Source organism: Ligilactobacillus cholophilus, from assembly GCF_030389495.1.
Taxonomy (GTDB): domain Bacteria; phylum Bacillota; class Bacilli; order Lactobacillales; family Lactobacillaceae; genus Ligilactobacillus; species Ligilactobacillus cholophilus.
Window position 1 is genome coordinate 1269010 of sequence record NZ_CP127832.1, and the last position, 18349, is coordinate 1287358.

General features: G+C 30.3%; 19 protein-coding genes. 5 read left to right on the top strand and 14 right to left on the bottom strand.

Annotation, left to right across the window (positions count from 1 at the left end; translation table 11 throughout):
• Window positions 1-49 precede the first annotated feature (49 nt).
• Together QPK35_RS06615 and QPK35_RS06620 are read left to right on the top strand one after the other, a co-directional pair.
• Window positions 50-1549 (top strand): MDR family MFS transporter, encoded by a 1500-nt coding sequence (locus QPK35_RS06615; protein ID WP_290033165.1) that lies wholly within the window; start codon window positions 50-52, stop codon window positions 1547-1549.
• A 3-nt stretch (window positions 1550-1552) separates the two neighbouring features.
• The gene (locus tag QPK35_RS06620) at window positions 1553-2311 is read left to right on the top strand and encodes a DUF4811 domain-containing protein (RefSeq protein ID WP_290033166.1); all 759 of its coding nucleotides are present in this window, start codon (window positions 1553-1555) and stop codon (window positions 2309-2311) included.
• A 49-nt stretch (window positions 2312-2360) separates the two neighbouring features.
• On the opposite strand, the gene QPK35_RS06625 is transcribed toward QPK35_RS06620, so the two are convergent.
• From QPK35_RS06625 to QPK35_RS06660, 8 genes are all read right to left on the bottom strand, one after another.
• A complete protein-coding gene (locus QPK35_RS06625) occupies window positions 2361-2597 on the bottom strand; it encodes a hypothetical protein (protein WP_290033167.1) in 237 nt (78 codons plus the stop codon).
• Between the two features lie 287 nt (window positions 2598-2884).
• The gene (locus QPK35_RS06630; RefSeq protein WP_290033168.1) at window positions 2885-3478 is read right to left on the bottom strand and encodes a class A sortase; all 594 of its coding nucleotides are present in this window, start codon (window positions 3476-3478) and stop codon (window positions 2885-2887) included.
• Between the two features lie 344 nt (window positions 3479-3822).
• The gene (locus QPK35_RS06635) at window positions 3823-4653 is read right to left on the bottom strand and encodes a zinc ribbon domain-containing protein (protein ID WP_290033169.1); all 831 of its coding nucleotides are present in this window, start codon (window positions 4651-4653) and stop codon (window positions 3823-3825) included.
• Between the two features lie 22 nt (window positions 4654-4675).
• Complete coding sequence (locus QPK35_RS06640) at window positions 4676-6076, bottom strand: zinc ribbon domain-containing protein (RefSeq protein WP_290033170.1); 1401 nt, start codon at window positions 6074-6076, stop codon at window positions 4676-4678.
• A gap of 493 nt (window positions 6077-6569) precedes the next feature.
• Window positions 6570-7061 carry a hypothetical protein gene (locus QPK35_RS06645; protein WP_290033171.1) on the bottom strand — a complete coding sequence of 164 codons (492 nt, stop codon included), beginning with the start codon at window positions 7059-7061 and terminating at the stop codon, window positions 6570-6572.
• A gap of 73 nt (window positions 7062-7134) precedes the next feature.
• Complete coding sequence (locus QPK35_RS06650; protein ID WP_290033172.1) at window positions 7135-7368, bottom strand: PspC domain-containing protein; 234 nt, start codon at window positions 7366-7368, stop codon at window positions 7135-7137.
• 17 nt (window positions 7369-7385) lie between these two features.
• The gene (locus QPK35_RS06655; protein ID WP_290033173.1) at window positions 7386-8363 is read right to left on the bottom strand and encodes a DUF4097 family beta strand repeat-containing protein; all 978 of its coding nucleotides are present in this window, start codon (window positions 8361-8363) and stop codon (window positions 7386-7388) included.
• The gene (locus QPK35_RS06660; protein WP_290033174.1) at window positions 8363-9001 is read right to left on the bottom strand and encodes a DUF1700 domain-containing protein; all 639 of its coding nucleotides are present in this window, start codon (window positions 8999-9001) and stop codon (window positions 8363-8365) included. The genes QPK35_RS06655 and QPK35_RS06660 overlap by 1 nt, the downstream gene beginning before the upstream one ends.
• A 212-nt stretch (window positions 9002-9213) precedes the next feature.
• On the opposite strand from QPK35_RS06660, the gene QPK35_RS06665 reads away from it, so the two are divergent.
• Window positions 9214-9459, top strand: a complete 246-nt coding sequence (locus QPK35_RS06665) for a hypothetical protein (protein ID WP_290033175.1) — start codon at window positions 9214-9216, stop codon at window positions 9457-9459.
• A gap of 50 nt (window positions 9460-9509) precedes the next feature.
• Here the strand turns inward: QPK35_RS06665 and QPK35_RS06670 are convergent, their stop codons facing one another.
• The 6 genes from QPK35_RS06670 to pnuC form a co-directional block, all read right to left on the bottom strand.
• On the bottom strand, window positions 9510-9992 hold the full coding sequence (locus QPK35_RS06670; protein WP_290033176.1) for a MarR family winged helix-turn-helix transcriptional regulator: 483 nt from the start codon (window positions 9990-9992) through the stop codon (window positions 9510-9512).
• Window positions 9993-10056: 64 nt separating this feature from the next.
• Complete coding sequence (gene jag, locus QPK35_RS06675) at window positions 10057-10803, bottom strand: RNA-binding cell elongation regulator Jag/EloR (RefSeq protein ID WP_290033177.1); 747 nt, start codon at window positions 10801-10803, stop codon at window positions 10057-10059.
• A gap of 621 nt (window positions 10804-11424) precedes the next feature.
• A complete protein-coding gene (gene dnaB, locus QPK35_RS06680) occupies window positions 11425-12807 on the bottom strand; it encodes a replicative DNA helicase (RefSeq protein ID WP_353851761.1) in 1383 nt (460 codons plus the stop codon).
• A 144-nt stretch (window positions 12808-12951) separates the two neighbouring features.
• The gene (rplI, locus tag QPK35_RS06685; protein WP_290033178.1) at window positions 12952-13401 is read right to left on the bottom strand and encodes a 50S ribosomal protein L9; all 450 of its coding nucleotides are present in this window, start codon (window positions 13399-13401) and stop codon (window positions 12952-12954) included.
• Window positions 13402-13411: 10 nt separating this feature from the next.
• Window positions 13412-15436 (bottom strand): DHH family phosphoesterase, encoded by a 2025-nt coding sequence (locus QPK35_RS06690; protein WP_290033179.1) that lies wholly within the window; start codon window positions 15434-15436, stop codon window positions 13412-13414.
• A 187-nt stretch (window positions 15437-15623) separates the two neighbouring features.
• Entirely contained in the window at window positions 15624-16388 is a 765-nt protein-coding gene (gene pnuC, locus QPK35_RS06695; RefSeq protein WP_290033180.1) for a nicotinamide riboside transporter PnuC, read from the bottom strand.
• 211 nt (window positions 16389-16599) lie between these two features.
• On the opposite strand from pnuC, the gene QPK35_RS06700 reads away from it, so the two are divergent.
• Entirely contained in the window at window positions 16600-17631 is a 1032-nt protein-coding gene (locus QPK35_RS06700; protein WP_290033181.1) for a DUF1002 domain-containing protein, read from the top strand.
• Window positions 17632-17749: 118 nt separating this feature from the next.
• A complete protein-coding gene (locus QPK35_RS06705; protein WP_290034261.1) occupies window positions 17750-18187 on the top strand; it encodes a hypothetical protein in 438 nt (145 codons plus the stop codon).
• Window positions 18188-18349 lie beyond the last annotated feature (162 nt).

Sequence of the window (18349 nt, forward strand, 5' to 3'; positions counted from 1 at the left end):
CTATGCACTATTCGTTATTTAAAATTAAAAATTTAAAGGAGGACTATTCATGAATACAAGCACTTCAAAAAAGCCTGTACTTGATATGAATGGTAAACCATATAACCGTGGATTATTAATGGTTACTATCATCATCGGTTTATTTGGTACATTTTTAGCAGGAACAATGCTTGCAACTGCATATCCAACATTAATGAATGAATTTAATATTAAAGCTAGTACTGTTCAATGGCTATCAACTGGTTTCATGTTAGTAACAGGTATCATGATTCCTATTACTGCTTGGATGATGAATCGTTTTAGTTCAAAACTACTTTATATTATTGGTATGGGATTATTTTTCATTGGTAATGCAATTTGTTTTTTAGCATCTGATTTTGCAATGCTATTGATTGGTCGAATTGTTTCCGCATTAGGTGGTGGAATTTTGACCCCTTTAGGTCAATCAATTGCTATGTCAATTTATCCTCCAGAAAAACGTGGAACAATAATGGGTATGGTTGGTTTAGCTATTGGTGTTGCACCTGCTGTTGGACCAACATTATCTGGATGGATTATCGATAGCCTAAATTGGAGAATGATTTTCGGTATAACTTTACCATTTATTGGTTTAGACTTATTACTAAGTTTCTTTTATATGAAAAAAGTTTTGCCAACTAAAAAATTAAAACTAGATGTCCTATCTGCCATTCTTTCTATTATCGGCTTTGGTTCTTTATTATATGGAACATCTGAAGCAGGTAACTACGGCTGGACATCACCACTCGTTATCTGGTCAATTATTATTGGTCTTATTTTTATCTTCCTATTTGGTTGGCGTCAAATTAAGTTAGAAACACCATTTTTAGATATCCGTTTATTAAAAAATTGGCACTTTTCACTTGCATCCCTTTTAGGTTCAATTGCTCGAATTGCCTTGGTTGGAGTTGAGTTAGTATTACCTTTATATATTCAAATTGTACGTGGTGAAAGTGCATTTCATTCTGGATTAATGCTTTTGCCAGGTGCTTTATTAATGGGATTAATGAGTCCAATTGCAGGGATGCTTTTCGACCGTTTAGGAGCGCGAACATTATCAATTGCCGGTTTAACATTATTAACATTAGGAACTCTCAATTTTACAACCTTAACTACAAGTACGCCTATTATTGAGATTATCGTCTTATATGCTGTTCGTGTAATGGGAATTACATTAGTATTAATGCCATCTACTACCGCAGGACTCAATGCTTTACCATTAAATAAAATGAATGATGGAACAGCTATTAATAACACTTTACGTCAAACTCTTGGAGCTATTGGTACTGCTATCTTCACAACGGTTTACTCTAATATTCAAAATGCTCAAATGCCAAGTAAACATTTATTGCATGTCGCTCCATTACAATATAAACACGAAGCAATTATTGCTGCTTTAAATGGTTATCATGCTGCTTTCTTTACTGCTGTTATCTTTGGTGTTATCGGATTAATTTTGGCATTTAGTTTAAAGAAGAATGCAGGTTTAGTCAAAAAAGATGTAAATTCTAAAAATATGAAGGAGGCGTAAATAATGGTTTTATGGATTTTATTAATTAGTATGGCACTATTTGCGGTTACTTTTATTGCTCTTGTAAACAAACCTGTTTTACGCTATGCAACTTCAATTTCTTTCTTAGTTTTGGCAATCATTTGTTCTATATCTTTAATGTTAAATGACTCAAATCACTTAGGAATGAAGACTCAGGTTTATACCGAGACAAAAGATTTAGTTTCAATCACAGGAAAAGATTCACCACTAAATTTAATTACTTATAAATCTTTAGGTAATGGGGATGAAAAGATATTTATTTACCGAACTGCTGATCATCCTAATAAAAATTGCAAAACTAAAATCGAATATAATGTAACCATAAAAGTACAACGAGGATCTTCTGAAACTCCTCAAGTTGAAATTAAGAAAAAACATTACGTATATAAAAACGAATTTTGGCGATTAATGTTTGGTGGTTTAGGTTTAAATAAAGAAACATATCAATATACTTATATTTTTAAACTTCCTAAGAATTGGTTAGTTTTAGATATGAAACAACTACAAGCTGTAAAACAACAAGCTCAAAATGATATCAAACAACAATTGCAGCAACAACTTCCAAATGCAATTAAAACTGAAATGGAAAAAGAATTGCAAAAAGATCCAACAATGTCTGACAATCAAAAAAAGAAACTTGAGCAAAAAATTACTGCCGAACAAAAGAAAAAGTTAATTGCTGAATTAACTAAAAATACTTTTTCTAAACTATTACCACAATTAGAAAAAGAATCATTGTAAAAAAAGATGCTATCCATTTAATTGGATAGCATCTTTTTTCTCTATAAATTTAAGATAGAGCGATATTTCCTTTAATACTACGAAGCCACTTACTCTTTTTTACTAAATGATATTTGTTCTTAAATGAATACCAAGGAAAAAATGTTTTTACACGTGCATCTTTGTTTCGATATGAATTGATTACACGAATTTTTTCTGGTTTAACGAAACGATCTATGCTTCCCCCTGAAACAAGATCCATTTCTTCAATTAGAACGTTCCCTTCATCATCAAGTAAAACGTACATTTCGAACTCCTTTACTATTAAATTACATTTAATACGAATTTTTTCAGCTTTTTGATTATACTAAAAAAAACCCTTATAACGATAATTAATCTCAAATAATTGACTTTTTTTAAGTACATTAACTAAATAGTTAAAAAATTAATATGTTCATAATGATACAAAGATATTCTTAATAAAAATTGCAAATATATTAATTACTTAACAATTATTTCTTTCTATAATTTAAAATGCTATATTATAAAGATTTTCATCTTAATAAAAATAAACTTATTATCAATTTAATAATTTCATTTAAAAACATACTTTTGTGCAAGAAATTTTTTTGTGTGTGCAGATAATTTTTCATATGGTATTATTTTCACTAATTTTGCAGTTAAAACTAATCTTTTTGAATCATCATTATTACATGTAATTAATGTCAATTTTGGTGTTGCTGTTTGTTGCAAAATTGAAAGATTATCAGGCTTTATAACTTGTTTTTTATATATTTGATACTGATAAACTTTTTTAAAATCAGTAATATTTATAATCGTATTTGGGGAAGCTTTATAATATAAAGGTGAAAAAAGTGCATCTGACTTTCCATGTAAATTATGCCCTGCTAAAACATAATTTCCAATTCCCATATGTTCATGATCTAAAAGTACACCTGCGCCAAGTGCTAAGCAATCATTATTTGCACCATTATAAATTGGTGTATTCAAACCAATCTTCTCATTAAAGACTCCACCAATCACTGGAATATCTTGCTTTGCCAATCTTGCTCCTATTACACTAAATAAATTAAGCGTTCTAACATCATTCCAATGTATATTTGGTTTAGTTTTTAATACGGTAAAATTCTCAATAATCGGATGATAACTATTAATTAAATAATTCATAATCGGTCTATTAAATGTTAAAGCAAACCCAATTATGAAAATTGTATATATTGCTAATTTCTTTATTATCGTAAGAAATTTATTTTTCATAATTTATTTAATATAAAAGCGAGTATCTTATAGCGTAAATTAATCACTACAAGACACTTTCGGCTCCTCCTTCCAAGTTTTTCTTTAAATAAAATTAATAATTTTTATTTTTTATTAACTTTTTTATCTATTAAGCAATAATATACTTTTTGTTATATAAGTCAAGAGTGATATACAATTTTTATATATCTAATCATAAAAAAATCTCGTATTTAAGTATAAATACTTAAATACGAGATTTATTAATGTATCTATTAACTAAATAACGAATTACCGATACTTTCAATTGCCGATCCACAAATTAAAGTAAGAATAAATATGCCAATTAAGAAAACAATAAACACAAGTATGGAACCATAAATTTTATCAAAACGTTCAACATCTTGTCGTGCAAGAATTGTCGCTTCAATTGCCAAAACATACATCACAATACTAATGATAACTAGCATTGTAATAAAATTATAACTATTTGTTATTGCTGCCATAATGAACAACAATGTATTTACTATTAATAGAATATTTGTATATCCTGCAAATCGATTAATAAAATCAAAAAATGATTCTGCAGGCTTAAATACCCAACGATTAATTCCGTATGTTCCTGCAAGAATTAATGCATTTACAAAAATTAAAGTAATAAATAATTCAAATGATGTGCCAAATGCATCATATCCGATGACATTACTACTATTATTTACTCCAAAGTTTCTCATAATGCCATTAATAGAATCATTCGCCTGTGAAACAAGTCGATTACTTAATGCGAAAAATGAAGCTGAAAATATAAATGTCTCCAACGCAAGTGAAACAATCCCAAACCATTTCACTAGTGGTTGTTCATTATTACTTGGTCTTTTCCAAGTTTCTAATAGCCATTTCCAATAATTTTGCGCATGTTGTTTTACTTGTTCTGTATTTACAGTCGGTTGTACTGTACTTTTGTTATCATTAATTTTTTCTTTATTAACTGTGGCTGTTGGCTTTGATTCTGATTCGTTACTTGTTTTAGTTAAATCAGCGCCACACTCTGTGCAAAATCTAGCATCTTCACTAACTTCCGCTCCACAAATTGGACATTTTTTCATAATTACAATCCCTTTCTCTTAACTAATCATCACTTGATAAAGTATCGTTTTTAATTAACTTACCTTTACCAATTGTATCTATCATATACTCTCTTGCAGAATTATTCTTTTCATAATCTGGATTCTTTTCAATAACTGCACCAGTGTATTCCATAACTTGCACAATCTTTTTATCATCAATACGGTCAAAAGCATATTTAACATCGAATACAACATCCGTTTTATTATCTCCAGCTGGCAATACACTTTTGACTGTGACATCTGTTGAAATTGATAAATTATTATCATCCTTATTAAATCCATCAAACATCTTTTTGATATCTTTGAAGTCGCCATTACTTTCCTGATTTTGGAATATATTTGCATTATCGTCAGATGCTGCTTGATATGGTTGGAATGCATCGGAAAGTAATTCTTGGACAGTTTCTTCTGAAGCTGTTCCTGCAAATTTTGGACTTAATGTTTTTTCGCCTTCATTTTCTACATAGTCGTATACATTTAAATTCTTCGATCTAATCTTTTTACCATTTACATTAGCTTCAACTTGTAACTTCAATCCTTCAGTTATTGGATATTGTTTAAAGTCCATTTCTCCATCGCCATTTGTTTTTCCTTGATTTTCACCATCAAGATAAACAGTTGCGCCAGGAATTGTTTGAACTTTAAAAGAAGCAGTAGTAATTGTCATTTCCTCATTATTTCCCTTACTCCAAATATTATCAGTATCTTTATTAGTTGCTAATTTACGTCCATTAACAGTAGTTTTCACTTGGAAAGTATGTGTTCCTGGGAAATATGGGCCAAAATTAAGTGTGTATTCACCATCACTTCCCTTAGCCGTTCCAACATTTTTACCATCAATATAAACTTTTGAATTTTTATGATTAGTTTCAACTGTACCGTATGCAGGTTCAACATTTAATTTATATTTTGGAAAAATCAACCAGTAATGTCCATCTTGGACAAGATTAATCCCATGGTAACTTGCACCTGTACTTACAGTAGTAATCATTGTATTAAGTTCACTTTTATTTTCTGAGAAATATTTTTGAGTTGGTTCTACAGATGCTTTCGTAACTTTCAAATTAGAATCTGAACTTGTTATAATTTTTGAAGCATCTTCTTTTGTACTACTCATAACTTCAGAAATTCTAGTTAGTTGCTTTGTTTGTGAATAATAATCATTTCCCCAAATATAGAAAATAATTAATGCCACTGCCAAAACAATCCCACTTATTACGCCAATTTTCTTTCCTTTCGACCATTGCCGTGGAGAAGATTTTTGCGCATTTCTAGTTGTTTGTGCCTCTGTTCGTTGATGATTGTTTGGTTTACTAGAATTAAAATTATAGCCACATTTCCGACAAAACTTTTCATTAGATTGTCGTTCAGTTCCACATTGTGGACAGAATTTTTTAGCCATGATTGCCTCCTATAAACTCCTTATAATATTTTGACTAAAGAAATGATAATTAGTCTAAATGATATGAATATGCTAGATTTGCCATAAATTGATATCAACTTGCAAGTTTTTAAAGAATCCTTTTTATATTACTAACCTAACACAATCTACGATATTACTTTACTGCTACTATTATTTTAAAGTCAAGACATTACCTTCCAATTAGAATATAATGTTCGCAATATAATTCTAATTAATTATATTTAAATTTATATATATTAGATAAACAAACATCTATTTTAGTTTTGTTATATCAAAAAATCACTAACATTATATTGTTATAACAGCAATATTGTTAAATTAGAAAAATAAAATAATATAATTTTTTATAATATAAGCCTAAACCAATTTAATGCTATAAAATTAGTTTCTTTTTCTAATATTCGGTTTAAATTTAAACAATAAAAAATCGAGTATTAATTTTAAAACTAATACTCGATCTCCACTTACCTAATTAATCAACTTCACGATATGTCTTGATTACAGGAGTTGCATTTCCATCATGGCCAAATTGGTTCATAATATTTCCATTTTCGTTATCCCATACCATAAATGCATTTTCATCTTCCCAAAGATTAATTAATAAAAATTCAAAATCATCTTTTAAAGAATGAACCAATGCACTTGATGTTAAGCCAACAGGTCGTTTTGCTTCTGTATTCCATGAATTAAAGACTGACTTGAACACCTTTTGTTCATCTTCATTTAAAGTTACATATCGACATTCTAAGTATCCTGTCTCATTTTCAGGATTAACTGTTCCACAAAGATAATAGTCTAGGCCTGAATGAAAAATTGACTTTTCACCTGAACAATCCATTAACATATATTCTGAATTATCGCTTGTTGAATGAAATAACTTAAACTTTCGTTCTGGATTATCAGCAATAATCATTTTTAATTCTTTCATTGGGCCAAATGTTAGACTTAATTTTTCTGAAATCATAAGTTTCCGAGCTCCCTTCAGATCATAACTTTATTATAGCACTTAACATCAATACATGAGGTCTACAATAAATTTACTTTTCTTTAAAGTCGCCCTCAATAATATCTGGTTTATCAGGACTTGGCATTACCATTGCAGCAATAAAATATAATAATGTTCCCGCAAAAATTGTACCTGGAAAAATAATTAAAAATGCACCAACAATTCTAGTAATTGCTTTATCCCAACCAAAGTATTCAGCAATTCCGCCAAATACACCACATACTACTTTATCTGCTGATTTTGTTAATCGCTTCTTTTTACTCATAGTAAAGTAACTCCTCTCTACTTAACTACATTATTGCCATTTATTGTTGTTATTTTCAAACTTCCCTTATTATTTTTTATTTGATTAAGGGTTTGCATTTGATTATTGGCAACTTGTGTATTATTGAACAATTGGTTTTTACCATTTTGTACATTTAATTTGTAATTATCTATATTACTATTATTAATGGTATTATTACCGTTTTGGGTATTAATTGTCAACTTATTCCTAATCTTCAATTTATTCAAAGTTACATTTCCATGATTACTATTTATCATAGTGTTGTCTGCAATTAAACTATCAGCATCAATTGAACCTTGATCAATGTCAAAAATTACATCTTTTAATAGTCCATTGTTAAAATTCAAATTTGTCTGTGTATTTTGAATTTGGCCATTGGCAAGATTAACATTTTCTAAATACATATCCCTTCCTGCATGGGCTTCTAAATCTACTGCATCAGCGGCTACTTTTTTTAATACAACACCGCCTTCCATTTCAGTAATTTCAAGTACTGATGTATCAATATTTAATACACTTGTTGTACCATAATTATTAAATATGCGAATCTTATGTAATTTAGTTTTAGCCGGAACTGTAATTGTAATAATGCTATTATCACGATCAACATTTGATGACTCTTTCCAATGAATTGAATGAGTTGTTTCAGATAAAATATTATTAGTCTGACTAATCATTAAATGATTATCATCAATTGACATTCTAGGTAAATTAGCTCGTTTTCCTTGATATCTAATTGAATATTCATTTCCAGGTAATATTTTAATTCTTGCACGTTTAACATCAACTTCAATAGAAACAAATTTCTTTTTATTTATTACTTTATGATATTGTCGTTCTTTTTCAGGAACTACTGGTTTAATTCCATTAAAAGCAATATTTTTTACTCCATTATTCAATGCACCAAAGAATGTACAAAAAATGCCAAATAATAAAATTAAGAAAACACATCCTAAATTTTGTTTATTTTCCATTATCCATTTTCTCCATTTTCACTTAAATGATTATGCCAACATTGTTTAAATTTTAAATATAAACAACTTCCTAAATTATTTAATAATGCAAAAATCAATATATAAGTTTTATGAATTAATGGAACTAAAAGTAAAACTATGCTAATAAATATCAAGCCAATACCTAAATGAAAAACACCAACTGCAAATGCACTTAATAGTGTACCGATTCCGGCATATACTAATATTCCGCCTAAAGCAATTGTAGCTGACATTCCAATAACAATAATAAAGCCAACTAAAAATGCTAATATACCAATTAATAAATAGCCCCATATCGCGAAAGTTCCTAACAAGTATGTCATTGGTGAACTACTAATTGCCATTAACATCATCATAAAAACATGCCAATTAGTAGCAATTTCATGCATCTCAATTCCGTTTCGCTTTTGACGTTTCCTTTCTCTCAAAGCTGCATCTGCTAAAATTTGATATCCAACTTGCTGAGCAGTTCCTAAAAAATGTTCTATTTCTGCTTCTGTGGATAAACCCGACCGAGTTATTAAGCGATTATATTTTGCAATAATTACTTTACGCTTTTTTTCTGGAATTTGTTTAATAACATTCTCTAAATCTACTAAATATTTTTCCTTGTCCATAAAGTTACCCCTTAATTTTCCCTGGTTTCATTATATTCTTGATAAAACTTAATGTAAATTAAAAATGTTAAATAAATTTAAGAATTTATTCGTTACTTGGAACCAGTTATTTCTGTAACTTTTAACAGCAATTACACATAATCTTCACAAGTATCTAATAACCTAATAACTATAGGGAGTAAGTAATAATTATTAGAATTGAGATGCATTTTATGCAAACAAATAACAAAAATTCGGCTGAAATTGTTTCAGCACAAATTATAAAAATTAAAAATAAACAGATTTATTTAAAAACAGAACAAGGCAAATATATAAAGGTTGAATATCCTAAAAGCCAACAAAAAGAGCATACTTTTAAAATTTTCACTGAAATCTTAAAAGACATTTGGAAACACCATCTATGGATCCCTGTTAACCAAAACACCAATCAATTGCTCAGATATGATTGGCTAAGTTAAATAAAAAAGACTATGATAATTTATCATCATAGTCTTTTTTATTTACCCAATTAGATTAATTTGTTTCTTTCATTCATTTCGTCAACTTCTGCATTTAATTCATTTAATTTTTGAGTAATATTTTTTAATAATTTAACACTAGTTTGGTATTCTTCTGAATCCATATCAATTAAACGAAATGTATACGAAACAGCAAACTTAACGTCTTTTTCCTTTTCTTCAGCCTTATCAGTCAATTCCAAGTATACACGTCTGCCATCTATTCCTGAACGCGTCCGTGTTATCCAACCATTTTTTTCTAATCGTTTTAGCAATGGGGTCAATGTTCCTGTATCTAAATTCAAACGGTCACCAATTTCTTTTATCATCATTGGTTTACGTTCTTCCCATAACACAAGTAACGTAATGTACTGCGAATATGTTAAATCAAATTTTTTCAAAGCCTCACTGTAAAAATGGTGATAACTCTTTTGTGCAGAGTAAATTGCAAAGCACAATTCATCTTCAAGATGATATGGTCTATGTTCAAGCATGTCTAATCCTCCCGATTTGGATTTCTCCAAACCAATATTTTCTTAAAATTATTTTAACATAAATTTAATGAAATTTGGGAGCGATTATTACATAACGGTATGGATCATTTCCATGTGACTTAGCCTTAATTTGGTGATTATTAGCTAAAGTCTTATGCACCACTTTGCGCTCTAGAGCAGGCATTGGGCCTAATTTAAATGCTCGTTTCTCAGCTACTGCTCGTTGTGCCAATTCTTTTGAAATTTTTTGTAATTCTTCACGTCGTTTTTCACGATAATCGTCTACATCTAAAATTACACGATAATGTTGTTTGATTAACTTATCGAGATATGCTTGTGCAAGAATTTGTAATGCATTAATTGTTTTTCCATGTTTTCCAATTAATAAGCCTTGTTGATCAGTTTCAAAATCAAAATAGACACATTTACGACTAATTGTCACTGAAATTTCTGCATCAATTCCCAATTGATCGATAATATCACTTAAATAATTACCCGCTGCATGAAAAGCATCTTCTAAATCTTCATCATCATTTTGCACTGCAACTACTTCACTTTTTGTCTCAGTAGTTGTTTGTTCAGCCGCTTTTAAATCATCTGTAATCTCTGTTTCAATTTTATTAGAATATTTATCATCAATTTCTTTTGAGGCTAATGCATTAATCTCAACCACTGCTGGTTTTTTGCCAATACCCAAAAATCCTTTTCTTCCTTGACTAATTATTTTTACTTCAGCTTGATCTCTGCCCACTTTTAAATCAGCTAATCCTTTACTGATTGCTAAGTTTACAGTATCGGCACTATATTTCATGGTTATTCCCTCCATGGTTATCTTTTTGTAACTCTAGCAATTATAACTCATTAAGTCCTGAAAAATAAAGTGCGAAATATAAAACTATACATAATACAATTAAATGCAAATAAAAAAGGCATGAATTTAATCATGACCTCCATTACTTATGCTATTTTTCAGTCAGTTCCAAAAGCATATCAATTGCTTCTTGATAACTTGATTGTGTTTCGTGCATAACTTCTTTAATCAAATCTTCCGTTGACATCTTTGATGAAATCGTCACAAACAAAACCCCCAACTATCGAACAGCCGTTCACATTTATTATTTACTTGATATATTTTAGCGCTGAATTTTATAAAAAAAAAGTGCAAAATTATTTAAAAAATTTTACTTGACATAACAAACTTTATATTTCCGGGTTTTTCCTACTCAAAAAATTTTTTTCTAAGATTTTTTCTAATTTTTTTAATTATACCAACATAAATTAATATTAAATGCCTACAATATGCATATTGTAGGCAAAAAAAGATAAATAAAATTATATAATAAAAGACAATAATATCTAGAAATTACGTACATTTTCGCTAAAATCTATTTTTTATCATAATAAAAATATTATTATTATGATAATTTTAAAATTAATTATTTTCGGACATTGGTGACAAGTTAGCAAATTTATTATATGATTTGATAAATAATAATTTAACCGTTCCACGAGAACCTGCCCGGTTCTTTTCAATAATTAATTCAACTTCCCCAGCATCAGTGTCATTTGGTTCTTCTTGACTATTTTCATCATCATCGCCTGAATCACGTTCGTAATAGTCATCACGATATAAGAATGCAACAATATCGGCATCCTGTTCAATTGATCCAGATTCACGAATATCAGACAACACTGGTCGCTTATCTTGACGCTGTTCTACTCCACGAGATAATTGAGATAAAGCAATAATTGGCACTTTTAGTTCTTTTGCTAATTTTTTTAATTGCCGTGAAATTTCTGACACTTCTTGTTGTCGACTTTCCTTATTTGAACCCTCAATCAATTGCAAATAATCGACAACGATTAGTCCTAAACCACCTTGTTCTTTTGCTAATCGACGACACTTAGCTCTAATTTCTGACATTTTAATTCCTGGGGTATCATCAATAAAAATATTAGTTCCTGATAATGTCCCCATCGCAACCGTTAATGCATTCCATTCTTGATCATCTAGTTGACCATTTCGCAAGTGGTTTGCATTAATACCACCCTCAGCACAAATCATTCGATTAACAAGTGATTCTGCACTCATTTCTAAAGAGAAAATCGCAATATTTGCGTCTGTAGCTTTCCCTACATTTTGTGCAATATTCAATGCAAAAGCAGTTTTACCAACAGCCGGACGAGCAGCTAAAATAATTAAATTATCTGGCTGTAAGCCTGATGTCATTTCATCAAAATCATGATACCCTGTTGGTAATCCCGTGATTTCTTCTTTTTGTTGTGATAGTTCTTGAACATCTATCATCGTTTGGTCTAGAACCTGACTAATTGACTTAAAGCCTGCACTATTTTTATTTTCTGCCACATCCATGATTTGACGTTCAGCACTATCTAGAATTTCTGTAACATCATCATCTTCATTTTGTGCTAAATTGATAATATTTTGTGATGCACTAATCAATCGTCTTAAAAGTGCCTTGCTTTGAACAATTTTTGCATATTCACGAATATGACTACTTGATGGAATATTATTCATCAATTCACTTAAATATACTGGTCCCCCAGCATCTTCTAATTGATTAGAACGTTGTAATTCATCTGCAACTGTTACTGGATCAATTTTATCTCCACGATCATCAACCGCCATCATCGCTTTAAAGATTACTTGATTTGCACGATTATAAAAATCTTCTGGCATTAAAAATTCAACTGCATCTGCAAGGGTATTACCATCTAAAAAAATCGATCCTAAAACTGTTTGTTCGGCACGCGCATCATGCGGCATAACATTTTCTATTCCATTATTATCCACAAGCTTATCCTTTCATATCATAGAAAAAATATGACAAATTAAATCAGTATGAAACATGTTACACCATAAAGTCCATCATTTATATTCATTAATTCTGATTTAAATCGTCATATTCTTGAATTGCCACCCTGACTAATTTAATAATTATTTTTCTGAAATATGTACTCTGATTGTCGCAGTTACCTCATTGTGGAGTTTCACTGGAACATTTACATATCCCATTGAACGAATTGGTTGAGGTAAATCCATTTTACGCTTATCGATTTTAATATCATATTGTTTTTGTAATCCTTGTGAAATTTGTTTTGAAGTTACTGAACCAAATAAGCGACCATCTTCGCCTGCTTTAGCTTTTAATTCAACAACATATTTTCCAGATTCTAATTTTTGCTTTAATTCCTTTGCTTCTGCTAGAATTTCAGCTTCCTTTTTAGCTTCAGCTTTTTGTTGAGCTCTTAATTGACTCATTGCTGTTGCGTCTGCTTGCTTTGCTTTACCACTTTTAATTAAAAAATTAGCATATCCTGCAGCCATTTCTTTAACTTCGCCACGTTTACCTTTTCCTCTTACATCTTGTGTAAAAATAACCTTCATTTTAATCCTCCTAATCTTCTGTTGCATCTTGAGGTTCATCATCAGCTTTTAATATTGCTAATAAACGTTCTCTAGCTTCGGCAACCGTTATATCTTTAATCTGAGTAGCAGCATTAGCTAAATGTCCGCCACCACCCATTTTTTCCATTATAATTTGAACATTAATTGAATTATCACTCCGTGCAGAAATTCCAACGGTTTCATCATCACGGCGCGTAATTGCAAATGTAGCTTGTATTCCGCTAACTTGTAATAATGAATCAGCTGCCTGAGCTGCAATCACTGAATCATAGATTTTTTTATCCTCACCGGTACACAAGGCAATGTTGCCAATAAACTCTGTCCGATCAATTAAGTGATTACGTTGCATATAGCTACTTTCACTTTCTTTCATTAAATGACGAGCCATCTTTAGATCAGCTCCCATTGATCGTAAATAACTAGCAGCATCAAATGTTCTTGTCCCTGTTCCTTGAGAGAATGACTGAGTATCAACAATGATCCCTGTTAACATTGCTGTTGCTTCCAACGAATTAATTGGTTCACTATCACGTGATTGATATTCAAACATTTCTGAAATCAATTCACATGTTGAACTTGCATATGGTTCAATATAAACCAAAATTGGATTTTCTGGAAATTCTTCTCCACGCCGGTGGTGATCAATAATAACACATCGATTAGCCAATTTTTCATAAAGATCATGGCTAATTGAAATTGATGGCTTAGAATGATCTGCTAATACTAATAAACTATTAGCTGTTATTTTTTCTAATGCCTCAGTTGGAGAAATGATACTATCCTTAATTTCAGGATATTTATCTAATTCATCTAAGAGTCGTTTAACATCAGAATGAATATGTTCTTTATTCAAAACAATCCAACATCTTTTGCCATTCATTGATGCAATTCGGCGAATTCCTAAACAGGCTCCAATTGCATCCATATCTGGACGCTTATGTCCCATAACAAAAACTTGATCTGATTGCTTTAACAATTCACTTAAAGCTTGAGAAATTACTCGAGCACGTACACGAGTACGCTTAGCCATCGGATTAGTATTACCACCGTAAAAACGTGCTTGTCCCTTTACTTCACGTACAACAACTTGATCACCACCACGTCCTAGTGCTAAATCAAGGTTAGATTGTGATAGTTCTGTTAATTCATTTAAATCATCTTCACCGTATGCAATCCCAATACTTAAAGTAATTGGCGAATTGCTTTTAACTGTGCGTTCACGAATACGATCTAAAATTTCAAACTTATGTTGTTCAAGCTTAGCTAATGTTCCTGTATAGCCAATCATAATATAATGATCTTCATCAACACGTTTTAAAAACATTCCAAATTCTTTAGCCCAGTCTGATAAAGCACTTGTCACAAAATTACTTAAGTTTGAAATATCTTTATCATTCATTGCTTTTGAAACTTCATCATAGTTATCTAAAAAGATTTGCCCAATCATAACGTGTGAATTATCATATTTTTCTTGGATTTCAGCATAATGAGTAACATCCATCATATATGCCACTCCAATATCATCTTGAATCATTAAATCAAATACATGATTGTTCCATTTTACTTGTTGACTTTTTTTATCACTTTGATGATTTTTAAAAATTTCCATTAATGTAGGATCAATATCATTTATTTTTTTCCCTAAAATATCTTCTTTTCCAAAATATCTTTGCATATAAGGATTGATCCATTCAACTTCATAATCATCATTAAAAAAGATTGTCCCAATCGGCATTCTAATCAAACTGTCTTGTCTGCCTCGTTTTAACCGATACGATAAATCAGAAATATATTCACTGGTTTCTTCTTTTAAGTGTTTTAGCATAGTATAACCAACAACGGTGATTATAATCACTAAAATTAAAACAAAAACACCTGTCAATGGACTCACAAAAAATGCAAGGCCATCGCTTATGATTGCTAATCCTAGCATAAAAAGCGCAATTATACGCATTCGATTATCTTTCATAAACTCAGGAAGACGCCAGAATTTTTTTGATGTTCTTTTTTCCATAGTTTCCCTCATTTTATTAAATATATCCTTATATATTTTACCACATAATTCAATTCGATAATTTAACTCAGATAATACAAGAAAAAGCCCCGGAAAACCGAAGCTTTTTTCTTGGTTATGAGTTTGATTGTACTTAGTATACAATTCTTGTCAGCATTTGTCATTGGATTTAATAAATTTTTTGTTTTTATTTTCCTGTTTCTGAACGGAACCAACCTTTTCTACTAAAGAATGCATACATATCATTTAAGAAGAAGATTGAATAACTAAAGATCAAAGCAAAGTTTCCGGCTCCTTCTAACATTGTTTGTACCCATAATGCAATGGTCAAAACTGAAGCCAATGTCCATACAAAATATTGTTCACGTTTACGATTTAATTCTAAAAGTGATCCTGTAACAGACATTGCTAAACTCATACTGTCTAAAAAGACGCGTGGGTCGTTTGTTAAACTGAAAATGTAATGTAATACTGCCCATGAAAGTAAGAAAAAGATTCCATACTTAATCCATTCAAGCCAGCTTTCAAATTTTTCAGCCTTAATATCATCATTCCATTTTGGATCCAAAATACAAAAAATATCTAAGAATAAAATATAGCCAATTTGTTCCCATACATTTGCATAGTTATGTGCAATAAATGCTGTAGTAGCAATACATAAAGCACTAATTAATCCAGCCCATCCTTGAATTCCAGAACGGTTAGAGATACCAATTACACATGCTACTGATAAATTTCCACCAATAAATGCAATAATTGATGTGAATGGATGACTAGCGAATGATTGCACTAATGAAATAATTTGTAAAATAAAGTTAAATGCTAATAATCCATAACTGAATTTACCCCAGCCTTTGCATTGATCAATTAACCAATTAAAGTATCCTTTACGAAATACATTTTTTGAATATTGTGGTAAATGGGTCAATACATCCCGATAACGGTCAAACATATACTAAAACTTCCTTCTAAATTTTTTTGTTATTAAAAACAACATTTTTCATTATACATACATATAGTATGTATATCAATAACAAATTACAATATATTGTATTTTTCTGTCTTTTTTTGTTTTTTTTCGAATAAAGTTCATAAATAATTTGAATCATTATATTTAAAAAATGATAAAATTCGTATATAAGAAAATAGAAAGGAAGTTTGTTATGAAAAAAAACAAACTATTATTACTTTTAATAAGTACTTGCATGTTAATCACAACTATTAGCATGCTACCATCAACTAATCAAATGGTCTTTGCTGATGAAAGTACATCAGAAACATCAAGTTCAGAATCAAATAGTCATCAAACTTTAAATTCTGCATATGTTGTTTATGGTGCCGGAACTTCAAGCGAAGTACGCTCACAATTAGATGATATTTTTGGCGTAGATTCCTCATTTAAAAAATTGACAGCTACTGCCGCAGATTATAACAAGTATATTGCTAATGGCAATTCTGGTACTACTAATGCCGCTATGATTAGTTCTGTTGCAATTGCACCAAGTGATCCTGGTTCTGGGGTAAAAGTTAATATTAAAAATTATGAAGGCGATAATAATATCACTGAAGTAACAGCTCAACAATATGCTATGGTTGCCCAAATGGCTGGTGTTAAAGATGTCACTATTGTCGTTTGTGCTAACCGCCCTGTATCGGGAGAATCAGCTCTTACAGGAGTATATGAAGCCTTGGCTGAAGACGGAGTTCAACTAAACACTCAAAATACTTCAACAGCTAATGAAATGTTAACTGCTACTCAAAATGCTATTGATGACAATAAAGATGATAAGAAGTATCCCGGAAAACTAATGGCTGCTATTGGAGAAGCTTCTAAAGAAATTTCTAAGCAAAAACAAAATGATAATGGACAAAATCTAGCAACAAAACAAGATATTCAAGATATGCTTGATAAAGCTTTAGCTAAACAAGGCATCGAAAATAAAACTAGTGATGAACAAAAGAATAACATCGTAAATGCTTTGATTAATTTCCAAAATTCTCCAATTTCTGCCGATAAATCTTATACTAAAAACGTTAATAACACAATTGAAAATGTTAAAGATTCTACTGGTAATTTAATGAATAAGGCTAAAGATTGGATGAATAGTAAAGAAGGACAAGCCGCTACTCAAAATGCCAAAAACTGGTTTGAACGTTTTGTTAACTGGGTTAAAAATCTTTTTGGTTGGAATTAATTATAATGCAAAAAAGCTTGGCGTTATGCCAAGCCTTTTTTCTTTTACTTTAATGACAATAGATATATTTTAATGAATGAAGGGTGAAACCTAAATCTTTAAAAATTGGGAGTGTTAGATTATGGATTACGCAAAGAGACAATTAAAAGCATTGAGTAGAATTTCAAAGAAAATCATGGACGCTGAGAACCACTTAACAAAAATTGAAGACGGTGTCGATGAAAAGAAACATCGTACTGCACAACATGAAACTATTAAAGACATCAAATCAATTTTGAAACATGCTGTTAAGGTTGATAAAGATGAAATCAAGATCATGGTGCATGAAGATGAAGGCCACAAAGACTCAGTACAAAATCACTACGTATATGAAGAAGACGAAGAAGATGTAATCAAACATTTACGCGAAGAATTTAAAGAATTGGACAAAAAACTTGACCAATTGAAGGGGTCTGAAGGTTATGAAGTTAAAGCATTCTTAGCCGAAAAAGATTACATTGAAAAAGCTAAAGAAATTTTAGTTGAAGCACACAAATTTGATGTTGATGACGAGTAAATTAATTAATTTACAAAATAAATAGGTTCGAGCCCTAAAATAAAAGAGGTTATGGCTTATGTGTCACAACCTCTTTTTAACCGATTAAATTTTACTGAACTAATAACCATTTCAAAATCTTGACTAAATAAAAAAAGGTAGCAGTCAATTTGCTACCTTTTT